Raw genomic sequence first — 16,128 nt, 5'->3', positions numbered from 1 at the left:
GCAAATGATAGCCTGTTTCGACTGAGTCGCGACTGGAGCAGGCTACAATATTATGCTCTAGCGACTGCGTCGAGTATATTTCTTAGTTTATCTATGTTACACACGAGTATTTTCTTCTGATCAATACGTATCAGATTATCGGTTTGTAATTCAAGTAATGATTTTGTCACTGTCTCGCGTGCCGTTCCCGTCATATCTGCCAGGTGCTGATGCGTTAGTTTCACATCGATGAGAACACCTTCATCAGAGGGCACTCCATGCTGTTCTGTCAGTCGTAGCAGCAAGCGAGCAATGCGCGTGCGCACGTCGAGAATGGTCAAGTCCATGATTAAATTATTGGCATCACGAAGACGATCTAAGGTTGTTTCCAGAATGCCGATCAGTATTTCAGGCTTGCTTTTAACTAAGGGAATGAAATCGCGTTTTTTCAAAATGCATAAAGTAGACTTCTCGATCGTCCTCGCGGAAGCAGAGCGTACCTTTTCATTTTGCAGCAAAGCCATCTCTCCGAAAAAATCCCCTTCTCTAAAAATAGAAAAAATCACATCCCTAGAATGGTTATCCTGATAGATCTGAACAACTCCTGATATAACGAGAAAGAGCTCCTCTCCCTCCTCACCTTCAAAAAAGATGGTCTCTCCCTTTGTATAACTACGCTCGATACATAACTTAGCAATTTCAGTCAAATACTCATCATCAAGATGCTCGAAGAATGGGAAATCTCGTAATAATTGTGGGTTCATCTTGAGAGTTGCCTCCAGTATAAGCAATATATCTTTTTGTTAATTATAACATTAATAAATATTGATAGATGAAGCGGTTATAAAAACAAAAATACGGCAGACACTGAGTTAACAGCATCTACCGTATTCAAGCTATATCATTGAAAATTGTACTTCTGATTATTTATTGAAGGCAATCATAAAACGATTAATAATGGCTGCGACTTCAGCACGTGTTGCGACGCCCGTTGGATCAAGCGTGCCATTACCCTTACCAGAAAGTAATTGGTTGCTCACGGACCACTTCACCGCATCAGCTGCCCATGTTGAGATTTTGTTAGCATCTGTGAAAGCGGCTAATGACTGGCTAGCGTTCATATTCAATTTGTTTGCTTTAGCATAATTAAACAATATCTGTGCAAGCTGCTCACGAGTAATAGATTGATCTGGAGCGAAGTGAGTACTATTAACCCCATTAACGATGCTATTCTGGCTTGCCCATACTACTGCATCATTGTAATACGCGTTCGTATTAACATCTTTGAACGGATTTGAACCAGCTTGATTAGGCTTACCAGCTAAGCGGTGCATAACCGTGACCAGCATACCACGAGTCATCGTTGTGTCAGGGCTAAACGTATTTGCCGCAGTACCCGTGAACAACTCATGTTCTACTACATAGCTAATGGATAAAGCCGCCCAATGATTCGTAACATCATGAAATGTGACAGCAGGCTTAGTAGGCTCGGTTGGATCAGTCGGCTTCTGAGGCTCCGAAATTTTCTCGAAGGTCACAACAACTTGGTCAGTAGATTTCAGACCTGTCACTTGAGTGAGTGCTCCCTTAGATACTCCATTAACTGTAACATCTTTAACTTGGTAACCTTTATCCGGTGTAAATGTAACACTACCATTTGAATTAGCGGTAGCTGTTCCTCCACCACCTGTGACGGACGTATTCGGCTTGCTAGAGCTGTTATCTGGCAAACTAGTAGAAGGATAAGCTTTCACGATAAAGGTATAGGGTTTATCTATGCTTTGATTCCCGCGAGATATCGTTGCAGTTAGTGTAACATTCATATCTGCCATGCCAGCGGATGGACGTGTAACAATCGCATTATTGTTGTCGATACGAATGGTATTCACATGACTACTCTTCCATTCAATCTGAGTACCATGCAACCCTTCAGTAGGGAGAGCAATGTTTGCGATAATCGCACTAGTATCACCAAGTGTTGAAGTTAAATTAGCAACGGTATCAGTAACTGCCTGCTCATCGCTTAGCGCAGCAACATTTACAAAGATCGGGTTAGAATAGAACCATAAGCCTGTATAGTTACGGTCATTAATATTATTGAAGCGTTCCTCGTTCTGCTCTGGTGAAGGACTACCACTATAGTCAAATGACTGATCTTTTAAAGGCTCGCCGTTAGCTGTGAAGCCTGCGACGTCTGTACCAAGGTTCGTACCACGCAAACGATAATAACGGCTAGTATCAGCAGGTACTTTATAGGAAACAGTATAATAGCCTTCTGCATCCGGTTGTCCCCAATCGTCTTTCGTAAAACGTTTAATAACTTTCGTCGTGTCATTGGTCTTATTGCTGGCATATTGACTTTCATCGAGCTTGCCAGTAACTTCTCCAGAAATCAGATCGACATGATCGACATTGATTTTATTAGTGACTGAGGAATTATGCGGGCTAATAGGTGCATAGTTGTTGTGCTCCGGGCTCTTGAAGCGAATGCTTATTGTTGTAAGATCACCTTCAGTTACTTGTAGGTTCTCGCCCATTTCAGCCTGATTTCCATTACCAATTGCTTTAAAATCAAGTGCGTTGATAAGATCCCCATAGACGGCATAGGATTTACCTGAACGCATACCTTCTACAACATCCTTAAAGCTGTTACCTTCGACCCAAGTATTGTTCCGGGAGTACTCGCTAGGCCAGTAACCGCTTGAGTAATTCCGATTGCTGCTCACCTTAAAATGAAAGTCGGAATTTGTGAAATTCCAGAAGTGGCGACCTTCACCAAGCATAGCATCCCACATTCCGCCGACCTTTGCGACCATGACGTCAGCTCCGCCGTATATGTCGACTAATTCAGCTCGATTCCCACCGGCTGCCATATGGTTACCAGGCAATCCTTCCATACCAAAAACAATTTCAGGAGCAATATCATTCATTTTGCGCATATCTTCAATATTAACAACACCGCTGCCACCATTGTGTCTAGATGGATGGTTAAGCAATACATAGCTTTCCGGATAGTTATTTTTCAGCCACTCGATAGCTTCAAAGGTTTTATTTTTATCGTTTTTCAACGTATTCTTATCAAGTCTTGGTCCCCAAAGAGCTGTTTCATTGGAATGGAACATACCTGGATTTGTGTCGTAGCTGTATAACCACTCGAATTGATGAATGGCATCTATCGGTACTTCATTACTTTTGGAATCGATAATACCGACAGAACCATGATCCAACCCCATCATGTCCCATTCAAAACCTGAGTAGATGGATTTTCCTTTATATTTCCCAGCCGCTTGGAGCGCTGCAAGCTTGTCCTGTTGATCTTTAATTGCTTCCCAACGAGCAGTGCCTTTATTGTTGCCATCTGGGTCTCGCGGCGAATCGCGCAGATGGTCAGAAAGTACGATGAAATCAAAGGGATTGCCGTACGACAGTGAAGTTATTGTTTCTGCTGGCTTCTTGTCAAGATCCTCTCGAAACGCAGCATCAAGTACATTTTCCAATTTCATAAAAGATTCGGATGCATCACCCGATTGTATCGTATGTGCATGATACTCACCGGACATCCATCTTCCAGGTGAATTGGCGGAAGGTGTGTTCTCTGCTGCAGTCACCGTTGTCGCACTCTGTGCGAGCATTAAGAAGGCGAAAGAGGTACCGATAAAAGACTTCAGTTTGCTATTCATGATGTTGTAATTCCCTTCGAGTGCATTTTGATGTCGGTTTAAGTATAGAGACGAATTGTAAACTCAAATGTTAAAAAGATGAGGTTATTTGTAAAACATATTGCTTGGGAGCACAACGTTCTGCAATTTCGCCCAAATTAAAAGCCCGACCGTGTGAGGTCGGGTTTTTGTTTGGGTGAGGCGTGGGAGTATTGTGGAGGCCAAGGGTTAGGCTAGCTACCTCATGAGTTATGAGCTTTAACCTTCCACCCCACACGCGGTACCGCCAAGGCGGCTTTATTCTTGTAAACTTCACGAATAGAGCTGCTGGTGACAATGAGCTCATAAAGTGATTGATCGCGCGGGTCAAAGATGGAAGCTGTATATTCTTCATCTGTACTGCTGCTATCCCTGGCAAATAAGACGAAATCAAGATCATCCCAATCTTGAAAAGCTGTCGACAATGCCGGCTTTGCATGAGGAATGACTGCACCCGAGCGAACGAGCATAATAATCGGCAGTTCACCTGCGGCAATTCGGTACCAGCGTCCTCCTTCATAATGCAGGCCGGTCTGATAATCAAACCAATCCCCGGAAGGCAAATACACATTACGCTCCTGTTCAGCCTCAAAAAATGGGGCCACTAGAATATCAGACCCAAACATATATTGATCCTCGACAAGCCACGAGCCTGCATCCTCTGGAAACTCAAAAAATAAGGTGCGTAGCATAGGGTAACCGGACTCCGCACTCAGCTTGGCTTGGGTGTAAACGTATGGGATTAAGGCGTATTTCAAATTCGCACTTTTGCGGAACAAGGACATGAATTCCTCGCCATAGGCCCAAGGCTCTGTCGGCGGTGCTCCATGACAGCGGCTATGTGAGGTCAGCATTCCAAACGGAAGCCAACGGCTGTAAAGCTCTTCCGGACTGCTATTAACGAAGCCACCAATATCATGGCTCCAGAACGAAAATCCGCTCAAGCCTAGCGATAATCCAGCACGTAAGCTTGCTGCCATTGCACTATTCGTATTCTCAGCGTCTCCTCCCCAATGAATCGGATAGCGCTGACTACCAGCCCATGCACTCCGTGCCCAAATGATAGATTCATCGTTGACAGACTTCGTAATTTCAGAGGCTGCCTTATTGTAACGGAGGGGGTACAGATTGTGCTCGTGGAATCCGCTTTGTCCCGAAGCATACATACCATTCAGTGGAGCCGCCTCACCAAAGTCAACCTTGATGGCTGCAACTCCGAGGTTTAGCAGACTTGCCAATTGCTTCTGATACCAAGCAACAGCATCCGGATTACTGAAATCAACAATCGCGTCCTCAGTTGGCAATCTCCCGTCGGTTGTGCGTATGGCATAGCCTTTATCCAGAATTTCATCATATAAAGAGTTGTTTGGAGTAAAATACGGCAGCTGCCACAGCGATACTCGATACCCCATCTCTTTCAAATCCGATAGCATCAAGCTAGGGTCGTCAAAACGTTCCCCCGAAAACTCGTAGTTACAGCGCCAATCCGTCTCGAACCAGCCCGTATCCAGATGGATGACATCACAAGGGATACCATGCTCCTGTAATTTTTGCGCAACCTCGCGAACTTCATGCTCCGAGCTATAAGTAATGCGACTCATCCATAGACCGAACGACCATAGAGGTGGAAGCGGACTTCGACCGGTCACTTTCGTATACTCAGACAGAATTTCCTTCGGAGAACCGATGAACAGGAATAAATCCAGCTTCTCTTCACCTGTATAGAGAGTATTCGTATCGTCATAAGTAGCGCCGAAATCAAAGGTTAGCGGCGTCGAGGTGTGGACAAACATTCCGTACCCTTCGCTGCTCATAAAGAAAGGAATCGGTTTATATGTCTTCTGCGTCTGGGCGCTTAAAGCATCCGTCGTAAATAGATTCAGCTTCTGCCCGCGCTTGTTTAGCCGTGTGAACGATTCCCCAGTTCCAAAGAGCTTCTCATCCGGTCGCAGAAGGAAGCTTGCCGCTATTCGGTTGCTTAGATCCGCCGTGCTTTTTTTGAAGGAAAAAGGAAGACCATTCGCATTCAGCAAAGATGAACAATCGCTAAAGTGGCGGGTTTCCGTTAAGACACGACCCATTTGATCCCTAACAATGATTTTCCACGGGTTACGTTGAATAACGACAGATCCTGCCGAGCTTGAATAGACAATCTGTTCATCCGTGCTGACGCAATCCCAAGGTACGGACAACGTATCCACCGATTCGTTCAGCATGAGGGATGGCGCAGCGGCTTGCCGATCAGCTCTTGGCCGCGTTTGAATTCGTAACCGTATCGTCCTGTCTGATAAGAAGGTAAGCTTAAACTCGCTTGTTGGCGATTCCTCATATTCCTCAGGGAACTCCCACGAAGGCGTCTCCGTGAACGGATAGTCCATTTGATTAAAAGATAATCGCGGTTTGCGCGTATGACGTTTCCACATCAAGGTTCCTGTTTTTTCATCCGGATTGAAGGCCGTTACATGGGAAGGAAAGAAGTACTGGTCTCCAACCTCCTCGAAATCCGCGCTCATGTCGATGGGCTGGTTTAATGCTTTTGACTTAAATTCCATGTCATCTACCCCTTCACCGCACCGTTCGTCAAACCACTGACGATATAACGCTGCACAAATATAAATAGTAAAGCAACCGGCAGCATGCTCACCGTACCGAAAGCCATTGTGTTGTTCCATGACGTGCTCTGGAAGCCGAGAAAATTATATATTCCCGCAGTAATTGGTCGTAGCTCTTCCTTCCCGATGAAGGTCATGCCATAGATTAGATCGCCCCAAGCGAACAAGAACGAGAAAACCATGGCAACAACAACGCCAGGAACGGCAATCGGCAGCATAATACGCGTGAATGTCGTGAACGTATTGCAGCCATCGATTTTAGCTGACTCTTCCATCTCTTTCGGCAACGTTGCAAAATACGTTCTAAGAATAATGACCGAAAACGGGATGCCAGCTGTAGCATTGGCTAGTATCGTACTCCAATAGCTAGCTCCGATCAGTCCAATATTCTTAAACAAGATGAATAAAGGCGTCAGCAATAAGGATGCTGGCAGCATCTGCGTGACAAGAAATATAAGGATGAAGCTATGCCTGCCAGGAAAGCGAAAGCGAGCCACGCCATAGGCAGCAGGAATCGATAATAGCGTGGATACGAGCAACGCTCCAACTGCAATGGCAAGACTGTTTCGGAAACCATTCACAATATCGAAGGAAGAGCCCGTCAGCTGCTCCGTATAGGACTTGAATTGCCACACCTGAGGAAACCAGGTTTGGGGTGACCGGAAAATCTCAGCCTCCGTCTTGAATGAAGTGACGACAAGCCAATATAGCGGGAACAAAAAGATAACGACAATGATGATGCTAACTAGCGGAAGTAACCAACGAGACTGTTTAATCATCGCTCTCATAGCTGTTCCTCCTTCTTAAGGAGTCTCAAATAAATGACACCGATGATTAACAGCAAGACGAACATCACGTTAGAGATGGCTGCGCCTTGGCTGTATTGGAATTGGTCAAAGGAAAGCTTATACGCATACGTGGACATCATCTGTGTGGCATTAACTGGACCGCCGTTCGTGATGATAAGAACCAAATCAAATACTTTGAACGTATAGATAAAGCCCAGCACGAGCAGAGACATGATAGCTGGCTTCAGCAGCGGAAGCGTAATCTTGAAAAACCGTTTCACAGCCGTTGCCCCGTCGATAGCCGCACTTTCGTAAATATCCTTAGGAATGGTGGTGAGACCCGCTGTTAGTAGCATCATATTGAATGGAATGCCGATCCAAGTATTCGCCAGAATGATCGTAAACATCGCTGTCCCCGAGCTAACAAGCCAATCGATTGGACTACTAATAAGATGAAGCTTCATGAGAAAATCGTTGATAATCCCGCCCGAGCTAAACATAAATTTGAACATCATAGCTGTTATCGTGGCGGGCAATAGCCAACTAATCATGACAAGACCTCGAAGTCGTTGTGCAGATCGGAATTGAAGATTGAAGAGCATCGCGAACGCAAGTCCAATGATAAACTGCAGAACCAAGCATGAGATTGTGAAAATAAGAGTATTCATCAGCACTTTTTGCAACGTGCCTTCTTTGAATAATTCAATGTAATTATCAAGTCCGACAAAGGATTGGTGCCCCTTAGTGAGGTTCATAACATTGACATCAAAAAGACTTAGCCGGATGTTATCAATAATGGGATATCCGACAAAAAAGATCATATAGAGAAGTGCCGGCAGCACGAATAAATAACCGGCGATGCGCCCTTTGGCTTTGGTCATAGCTGTGCACCCTTTCAAAAAAAGTGGAGCACCGGATCGCTCCGGAGCACCCCACTTTTTCTCATTCTACTTATTGCTTAGTATTTTATCGATTTTCGCCTGTGCTTCAGTGGCAGCTTGTTCCGGTGTGGTCGTAAGAGTTAACGCTTTGCTAAGAGCTTCGGAAATAGCGTTCGAGATCGTAGGCCATTGCGGATGTGGGCCCCGCGGCTGAGCGTTCTCCATATTTTCTGCGAACACCTTCAACTGCGGATTTTGTGACCAATACGGATCGCTTGCAACGTCTCTTCTCGCCGGGAAGTAACCGAAATCTTGCGAGAATTTTTTGCTAACTTCAGGAGTTGCAACGTATTTAATGAATTGAACCGCTTCATCTACGTTAGCACCATTCATTACGCCCAAGTTTTCTCCACCTAGTACAGAAGCAAATTTGCTATCCTTTGGTACAAAAGCGATACCGAATTTCAAATCAGGAGCTGTTTTTGTCAGATCCGGAATTTGCCATGGTCCGTTTACCATCATTGCAAGATTGCCCGAAGCAAATTGCTTCATCACGTCAGATTGCGTCCAGTTAATGACCTCTTTGCTCATGGAGCCGTCTTTGATCAAGTCAGACAGCATGCCTAATGCTCTTGTTCCATCAGGCACGATATGATCAAAGGTAGCGCCCGTGGATAACAACCAAGGAAGGAATTGGAACGTTCCTTCTTCGTTCTGCGGAGCGGAAATACCGAGTCCCTTCACGTTCCCTTTCGTAAGTGCTTTCGCTGCCACGCGTAGCTCATCCCATGTTTGCGGAGGCTTAACGTTGGCATCTGCCAGCATTTTTTCGTTATAGTAAAGGGCTAAATTATTGCTTCCGAGTGGAATACCATACTGCTTGCCCTCGTAGGATGCCGACTTCCAAGGTCCTTCGAAGTATTGGTCCTTATCTGGCCAATCCGCCAGCTTGTCTGTAATATCGGCGAACAATCCCATTGCCGTATACGCCGCATGATCCGGGTTATCGATGATGACGATATCTGGGAGGTCGGACGCTGCCAGACCTACAGAAAGACGTTTCTTGAAATCTGCGAACGGGATGTAGACAGGCTTGATTTCGATGTTCGGGTTTTTCTGCGTAAAGCCATCTGTTAGTGACTTGATAATATCGAATTGAGATTTACCTTCAAAATAAAACCATAACGTCAATTTCTTCTTGCTGTCAGTTGGGGCGGTTGCGCTTTCATTTGACTTTTCTGTTGGCTCTGCTGCTTTATTCGAACCGCAGCCTGTAAGCGCTAATGTCAATACAAGCATCAACGACATTAGCAATAAACTTGCTCTTTTCATGTTTCTCCCCCTAATGGCGTATTGTCTACACCTTTAGATTAAAGCAATGTAAGCGTTCTTATAATTCTAATTATCTAAAAAAGGTGGACGATATTAAGCACAAATTAAGCGCTATCAAAGCTCATGATTCATTTTGTGATAGCTTGCAGGCGACAGTCCGGTCACTTCCTTGAACACCCGCGAGAAATATTTCGAATCAGAGTACCCTACGATTGCGGAGATTTCGAATATTTTTAGCTCGGTTGTCAGCATTAAGGTTTTGGCATGCTTGATCCGAACATTCTTAATATAAGTGGAGAAGTTACTCTTCACCTCTTTGGTGAACAAGGCACTGAGATATTCCGGGGTAATCTGTAAGGAGGATGCAATTTCATCCAATGTGATCCCTTCCTTGTAGAGCTCGTGGATAAGCTTAAGGGCTTTCTGCACGATGAAGCTGTACGGCGGAGATTGAACCGCTTGGCTGATTTCCGTCATTTCTTTTACAATCCGCTGGATTGAAGCATTCAGTTCCGTGCGAGTGTGAGATTCCAAGATAGGCTGAAGCCATGCTTTCTGAAAATGAAATGCCCACGTATCGCCGAACGTTTCGCCGACACTCCACAATGCTGCAGTTACCAGCCGCACTGAACCATCGATGATATGCTGCGGATCATAGCGTCGTTCATAGCAAAATTGCAACCACTCTTGAAAATAGCGCTCAAGTGGCTCCCATTTCTGCTCGGCTACCGCCATCTTGACTTTATTCTCCAGCGCATGCGGAAAAATAAACGGTTCAATGCTGATTGTGCCGATGTCAGACTCTCTCATAACCGTACGAGTTTCATCCAAAGTAAGGAACCATTTTCGAGTGAAGTTCAATAAATTGAACCTTTCTTTAAGCATGTGCAATCCTGCGAAGGGTACCGTGCTAATCCCTGCATAGGGGGCTACAGAGTGGATCGTTGACTTCATTTCCTGTTGGATAAACATATCGAGATCGATGCCCGCAATGCTCGGCTGAAGCAACGCAACGAGCGAAGCTTCTTGCGGAACGACAAATACCGAATAGCGGCAAGTCTGTTGGAGTTGGTGCTCTAATCTGGCTTTAATTTGTGCAGCAACATCAGGCTCGGCTTGGCCTATGTAGATGCAAACCATGTGATAAGCTTCACCTGTTGTGAAGAAGGCAGCTTTCTCCGCAAGCGGCGCCAGCAAAGCCAGATCAAGCTGCTCCTGTATGACGGACTGCTGCAAGTAATGCTCCAATCGTGCCGCTGCATGTCCCCGTGGAATGCCTGCAACCTGTTGGAGCATTAGCTCCTGCTGCGCTTTAACTAACGTATCCTTCAAATCTTGAGCAGTAATCGGCTTCTCAAGAAACTCTAAAACGCCCAATCCTAGTGCTTTTTTCGCGTATTCATATTGTGAGTAGCCGGTTAGAATGACCGTCTGGTGACGGTGCCCGTTGCGCTTCAGAGATTCAAGCATCTCAATCCCACTGAATTGCGGCATTCTAATATCGGTGATGACGAGGTCCGGCTTCATTTGCTCAATTAGCGCCAGTCCAGCCTCCCCATTATCTGCATCTCCCACTATTTCATAGGGCTCGCCTAGCTTCTTTATTAGATTAATAAGGCCATATCGGGTATTATCCTCGTCTTCAATGACTACAATTTTCATTGCTCATTACCCTCTCTCTGCATGGCGGGCATCGTGATTCTAACTTCCGTGCCTTCCCCGATATGGCTATGAATTTCACAGGAGGCTTGCTCCCCATAGTACATTCTCAGTCGATCCATCACATTACGCACACCGATTCCTTGCGAATGAACCGGGCTTTCGGACAAAACTTCGGCCAGTTTGGCAGCTTCCATACCGGCCCCGTTATCTCGTATCGTCCATTCAATGGAATGAGCAGCGATTAATTTGACCTCGATTCGCAGCTCTCCCCCCATCTTAAAGCCAGAGAAGCCATGAATGATAGCGTTCTCAATAAAAGGCTGAAGGATCAGCTTCGGAACCAAATAGTCCATGACTTCTTCGTCACGCTCAACGGTACTAGAGAAGGAGGAACGGAACCGATATTGCTGGAGGAAAATATACCGATCCATCCATTCAAGCTCTTCCCTTACAGTGACGAGCTTGTTGCTATCCTTAATACTATATCTCAGGATTTGAGCGAGCCCTTTCAGCATATGGCTGATTTGATGCTCATCCTTCTCGATGGCGAGCCAATTGATCGAGTCCAATGAATTATAGAGAAAATGGGGATTGATTTGCGATTCCAACGCCCTAATTTCGGCCTCTTTCCGCTTCTCGCTTGTTTCCTTAACCTCTACCATTAGCTCGTTAATTGTATTCATCATTTTGTTAAAGTTAAAAGCAATGGCGGATATTTCATCCTTCGATTGCTCTTCCACATGGACCGTGAGTGCACCTTGACTAGCGCTTCTCATCGCTTTGACGACCTTCCGGATCGAGCCGGACAATCGGCCTGCAAAATAGAAAATTAACAGTGCCGCGATAAGCAGCGCAGCAAAACCGACAATCAGGTTTAATCGCTGCATAGCATACATTTCGCTGAATAGCTTCTTCTGATCAATCAGGTTATAGATTGTCCAGCCACTATTGGGATTGCTGTAAGTGTTGCTAATCGTCGAGCCCGTTTGGATCTCATCGACATGCTTGCCGATGTCGTCCTTCGTTGCCGCAGATATGATTAACCCCCGACCATCTGTCAGAAAATTTCGATTATCGATTTGATGTGCTTGTCCCACATCTGGCACATCTAGGTTAATTGCGCGAGCGAGCACAGACTCGTACACGGTGATGACAACGACTCCTATACTGTCCAGACTGATTCTATTGTAATCAATTAACTTTCTTGCGAGATGAAAGCCGTATTGTTCCTCAGAATTAATAGAGTCCATTTTCTCTGGGATCGTCTTAATACTCCCAGTTTGGTTATGTACAGCCTTCTGATAGATGGGACTTGATGTTAAATCTCGTACGTTGGTCCACAGGTTATCGTAGGGTGAGCCCGTCTGCTGATCATAGCTAATTAAGGTTCCGTTGTTCGAAAAAATGGCCACGCTGCGAATACCGTTCTTCGCATAGGAGTAAGAAGCTAGTTGATTAATCAATTGACGCTTACTAAGCTCTACATCGTCCGCAGGGTTATTAATCTCACGCAACAGTCGAATGACATCGTCGTTCGTCACGATCTGAAATAACAAATCCTCATAGGCTTGAAGCGAGGTGTCCAAGTTTTTGGAGGTTTGAGTCAAATTCGCCTGCACAAGAACGTCTATTTTTCGCTTCATCGCATCACTAGAGACGTAATACGATACCATTTGCACGATGAGCACAGGTAGCAGACTAACGAGCATAAACGAAATGATGAGCTTGTTACGATAACTCAATCGCCCTTTCATGACGGAGCAGCTCCCCTATTCTACGATTCTATGATTTGCAAGGCTACCGCTATTAATAGACATTACTCCCCACATTCCGAGAGCACTAATATTTATATTATAAGACTTAAAACGGAAAAACATCTACAAATCCGACAAAAAGCCACCTAACCCCAAGTGTTAGATGGCTTCCTCTACATTATTACTCTATTGCGATACCCGCGCTGGAACAGCTGGGAATCCCCGCCAACCGTAGCAATTACCAGTCCACTTACCTGATATTTAATACCCGCTAGGAAGTGCATAAAGCTTTCCTTCTCCAGGTGCAAATAGAGCTGAGATTACCCCTGTTGAGAGATTATAATTGGTGTTTATTTCTAGTCCCGTTGTTTTGGATACTTCTGTTACTGTTGAAGGTTTGGGATTAATAATAAAAGTAAACGTATTGGAATTTGTATAAGATTTATTAACTGCCATAATGTACTTCCTATTACTTGAATCTTTAAAGTAAGAGATGATAACATCATCGCTAATGCTATTAGGTTTCCAGAAAAAATCTGTAGGCACACTGCGTGTTCCTGTTTTCAAGCTACTAGCCGAATGGAATATTTCTTGTGAAGTCAATCCCATCAAGGTAGGACCTAAATTTTTTATCTGTGCATTTAGCGTCTGTACGGGAGTATATAAATCAGTCTTAGTCCCGGTTCGGTTTATAATAGCGTCGGTAAATTCCGGGAGATTGGTTGGAGTCCACCATGTAAACCAAGATAACCCTTTCAATCCGTATGCAAGACTTGTAAACACATTCCATCTCATTTGGTTTTCCACAGGACGGGTCATATAATTATCAATACCTACTGATTGTAAATAACCGCGCGTACTGATGTTCGTCTTTAATCCCTTATCTCTTAATAACTCAAGGTTTAAGAAATAACCATCCGTTAGAACTCCTTTTGTCGAAAATGGATAAAAGTCATTGGAAATATTTTTTAGACTGGTCGGTCCGATCGCGTCTACCCATTCATCCAAATAATCTTGATAATCCGATCTAAATGTACTTCTGAAATAGAGGTCCCAAGTTTGTGCAGTACCGTTTCTATACCCGCTTCCATCCACATAAGAATCTAATGGGGAATGAACCACATAAATGCTATTGTTCCCTCCACCATTATGTGTTAACTCAATGTAATAGGTAGTGTTGGGTTTTAAAAAACCATTCATATAAAACCTTGGAAACCAACCATTGTTTGATTTATCTGCAATAGAAGATTGGGCAAAAATTTCTTTTCTTAAAACACTATCATAAACGGTCATAGTTAACGTCTCACCTGTAGTCCAGGTAGCTGGATCCAAGTATACTTCCACACCATATAAGTTTCTTTCTAGGTTTACTGGTGTCTTAATCGTTTGGCCGATTACGTTGGAGGTACTTACAAAATCCCCATCGCCGAATGTAGAGTTCATAACAACTTGATCTTTAATTGCCGGATTTCCATAAACCCTAAAGACAAAATCATTATTTAATGCCAACCCATTTTGATAAGCAGATCCATCTGCATAATTGTTGGTATTTGAATTCCATACCCAACCAACTGAATTATCTCCCCCGCCATTATGCGTTAATTCCCAATAATAACTTGTATTTGAAGATACATTGCAAGCTAGCTGAAATTGGGGATAGTCTCCATTATTGGTGGCTGTCAATGTGCTCGATGCAATTAAAGTCGTTTTTGAAGGTGAATTCCATAACTTTAACGTAAGGGATTCGCCTGTACCCCATGAGCTGGAATCAACCATTAACTGTATTAAATTAATAAAGGTACTGTTTATAGGTGTTTTGAAAGTTTGTCCTACACTATTTGTACTTGTTACTGTGTAACCTGTTCCCTGCAAAGTCTGAGATGCTAATAAAGGCATTTTGATACGATCTTTACCATATATCTTGAAATAAAAATCGCTATTAGGCGCTGAAGTACCGCCTGAATAAAGATTACCATCCGGATAGGAATCATAATTCGTATAGTATATAGGTCCTATCGAATTGTTTCCTCCCCCATTATGTGTAATCTCCCAATAATAAGTGGTATTTGCCAACACATTTGCATTTAATTTAAATCTCGGATAATCGATATTGTTCGTTGAATTTAGCGTACTAGAAGCGATTAGAGAGGTTTTACTAGGCGAATCCCACAATTTCAATGTAAGAGCTTCGCCAGGTGACCATGAGGTGTTATCAAGACGGAGCTCAATTGAATCTATATAAGTAGAGAATGCAGTAGTCTTAAAAGTCTGCCCCATGGGCCACGTGCTGGTAACAGAAGTATTGGCAAAATATAGACCTTGATTCTGTTCGATTAAAGTCGTGTTTGCTTTGGTATACCCTGAGAATATTCTAAAGTAATAATCCCAGTTTTGAACTAAGCCATTGACATACCCAACACCATCCGGATAAACATCAGAGGTAGATCCAACTATCCATCCAACCGTATTGTTTCCACCGCCATCATGGGTTAGTTCCCATTGATAAGTCGTGTTTGGGGATACATTAGCCATAAGTTCAAAGCTCGGATAATAACCATTATTAGTAGCATTCAATGTGCGTTTAGCAAGCCAAACCGTCTTATCGGCATTCCACAAAGTTAATGTAAGATTTTCTGTAGGGTCCCACGTATGATAATCTATTTTTAATTCAATAGAATGAATAAAGTTACAGGTCGCAGAGGTTATAAAACTTTGTCTCAACGGCTGATTACTTTGAACAAAAGCACCATTTCCTACCTCGGTTTGGACTACTTCCGCGACTGGAAATGTTTCCAAATCGGAATCATGATAGCTACCGAGTAAATTTACGTAAGGTATACTATCAGCTTTGTTATACAAATACCTATTATACGCCCTTGCATAACCTTCCGACCTTGATGAAGAAGGCTCGTCTCTTACATAAAACCCTTTCGTTGCACTATGATTTTTGTAGTCGTTTACAAAAGCATCAATATCAGTATTAGTTGCACTATCAACATACCTTACTCTAGGATCAGATATATTAAATTTTAATCCTCTTTGACTACTTAAATCCATAGCTGCTATATTTTTTGCGACGGAATCTATCGTTGAATCAAAAGCGTTAACATTAAATACTTCGTTTATATTTGCATCTCTTATATAGTCGTACTGCGTACCATTTGTATAACCCGATGGCGGTGCATAGTAAAAACCGATCATGAAATCTTCTGCAAAGGCTGTCCTAGCAGTTGTAACGAAAAACAAAACAGCTATTAAAAATAAGGCGGGCACTTTAGAAGATAATTTTTTCATTAAATTCACTCCCTTAAATTAAACTCCGTTATTCGGGGTGCCTACCTACAATGTATCGCACAGATCAGGAGCATGAGGAAGCGGTGGCCAGCCGCTTGAAACCTGCCTTCTCCTAGAGAATATCTTCT

Annotated in this window: 9 protein-coding genes; all 9 read right to left on the bottom strand. The window is 43.7% G+C overall.

The window, feature by feature from the left end; translation table 11 throughout:
* Positions 1 to 50: 50 nt before the first annotated feature.
* Positions 51 to 743 carry a Crp/Fnr family transcriptional regulator gene (locus tag KCTCHS21_RS03135; RefSeq protein ID WP_130605078.1) on the bottom strand — a complete coding sequence of 231 codons (693 nt, stop codon included), beginning with the start codon at positions 741 to 743 and terminating at the stop codon, positions 51 to 53.
* A gap of 159 nt (positions 744 to 902) precedes the next feature.
* Positions 903 to 3,659, bottom strand: coding sequence for an S-layer homology domain-containing protein (locus tag KCTCHS21_RS03130; protein ID WP_130605077.1), 2,757 nt, complete (start codon positions 3,657 to 3,659; stop codon positions 903 to 905).
* A 221-nt stretch (positions 3,660 to 3,880) separates the two neighbouring features.
* Entirely contained in the window at positions 3,881 to 6,229 is a 2,349-nt protein-coding gene (locus KCTCHS21_RS03125) for a glycoside hydrolase family 31 protein (protein WP_130605076.1), read from the bottom strand.
* A 5-nt stretch (positions 6,230 to 6,234) separates the two neighbouring features.
* Entirely contained in the window at positions 6,235 to 7,077 is an 843-nt protein-coding gene (locus tag KCTCHS21_RS03120; protein WP_130605075.1) for a carbohydrate ABC transporter permease, read from the bottom strand.
* Positions 7,074 to 7,958 carry a carbohydrate ABC transporter permease gene (locus KCTCHS21_RS03115; protein WP_130605074.1) on the bottom strand — a complete coding sequence of 295 codons (885 nt, stop codon included), beginning with the start codon at positions 7,956 to 7,958 and terminating at the stop codon, positions 7,074 to 7,076. The genes KCTCHS21_RS03120 and KCTCHS21_RS03115 overlap by 4 nt, the downstream gene beginning before the upstream one ends.
* Positions 7,959 to 8,024: 66 nt before the next feature.
* Entirely contained in the window at positions 8,025 to 9,290 is a 1,266-nt protein-coding gene (locus tag KCTCHS21_RS03110) for an ABC transporter substrate-binding protein (RefSeq protein ID WP_130605073.1), read from the bottom strand.
* A 114-nt stretch (positions 9,291 to 9,404) separates the two neighbouring features.
* Positions 9,405 to 10,952, bottom strand: coding sequence for a response regulator transcription factor (locus KCTCHS21_RS03105; protein ID WP_130605072.1), 1,548 nt, complete (start codon positions 10,950 to 10,952; stop codon positions 9,405 to 9,407).
* Entirely contained in the window at positions 10,949 to 12,706 is a 1,758-nt protein-coding gene (locus tag KCTCHS21_RS03100; RefSeq protein ID WP_130605071.1) for a cache domain-containing sensor histidine kinase, read from the bottom strand. Before KCTCHS21_RS03100 ends, KCTCHS21_RS03105 begins: the two co-directional genes overlap by 4 nt.
* A gap of 261 nt (positions 12,707 to 12,967) precedes the next feature.
* Complete coding sequence (locus KCTCHS21_RS03095) at positions 12,968 to 16,000, bottom strand: hypothetical protein (RefSeq protein ID WP_130605070.1); 3,033 nt, start codon at positions 15,998 to 16,000, stop codon at positions 12,968 to 12,970.
* Between the last annotated feature and the right edge of the window lie 128 nt (positions 16,001 to 16,128).

The sequence above is a fragment of the Cohnella abietis genome (assembly GCF_004295585.1).
In the GTDB taxonomy this organism is placed as follows: domain Bacteria; phylum Bacillota; class Bacilli; order Paenibacillales; family Paenibacillaceae; genus Cohnella; species Cohnella abietis.
Note: the sequence above shows the minus strand (reverse complement) of the source record. Positions and strands in the feature narration are given on the sequence as shown.

Bases quoted from the DNA above. Each gene is read 5' to 3' on its own strand.
- KCTCHS21_RS03135 (WP_130605078.1), bottom strand. From the start codon at position 743: ATGAACCCACAATTATTACGAGATTTCCCATTCTTCGAGCATCTTGAT.
- KCTCHS21_RS03130 (WP_130605077.1), bottom strand. From the start codon at position 3,659: ATGAATAGCAAACTGAAGTCTTTTATCGGTACCTCTTTCGCCTTCTTA.
- KCTCHS21_RS03125 (WP_130605076.1), bottom strand. From the start codon at position 6,229: ATGGAATTTAAGTCAAAAGCATTAAACCAGCCCATCGACATGAGCGCG.
- KCTCHS21_RS03120 (WP_130605075.1), bottom strand. From the start codon at position 7,077: ATGAGAGCGATGATTAAACAGTCTCGTTGGTTACTTCCGCTAGTTAGC.
- KCTCHS21_RS03115 (WP_130605074.1), bottom strand. From the start codon at position 7,958: ATGACCAAAGCCAAAGGGCGCATCGCCGGTTATTTATTCGTGCTGCCG.
- KCTCHS21_RS03110 (WP_130605073.1), bottom strand. From the start codon at position 9,290: ATGAAAAGAGCAAGTTTATTGCTAATGTCGTTGATGCTTGTATTGACA.
- KCTCHS21_RS03105 (WP_130605072.1), bottom strand. From the start codon at position 10,952: ATGAAAATTGTAGTCATTGAAGACGAGGATAATACCCGATATGGCCTT.
- KCTCHS21_RS03100 (WP_130605071.1), bottom strand. From the start codon at position 12,706: ATGAAAGGGCGATTGAGTTATCGTAACAAGCTCATCATTTCGTTTATG.
- KCTCHS21_RS03095 (WP_130605070.1), bottom strand. From the start codon at position 16,000: ATGAAAAAATTATCTTCTAAAGTGCCCGCCTTATTTTTAATAGCTGTT.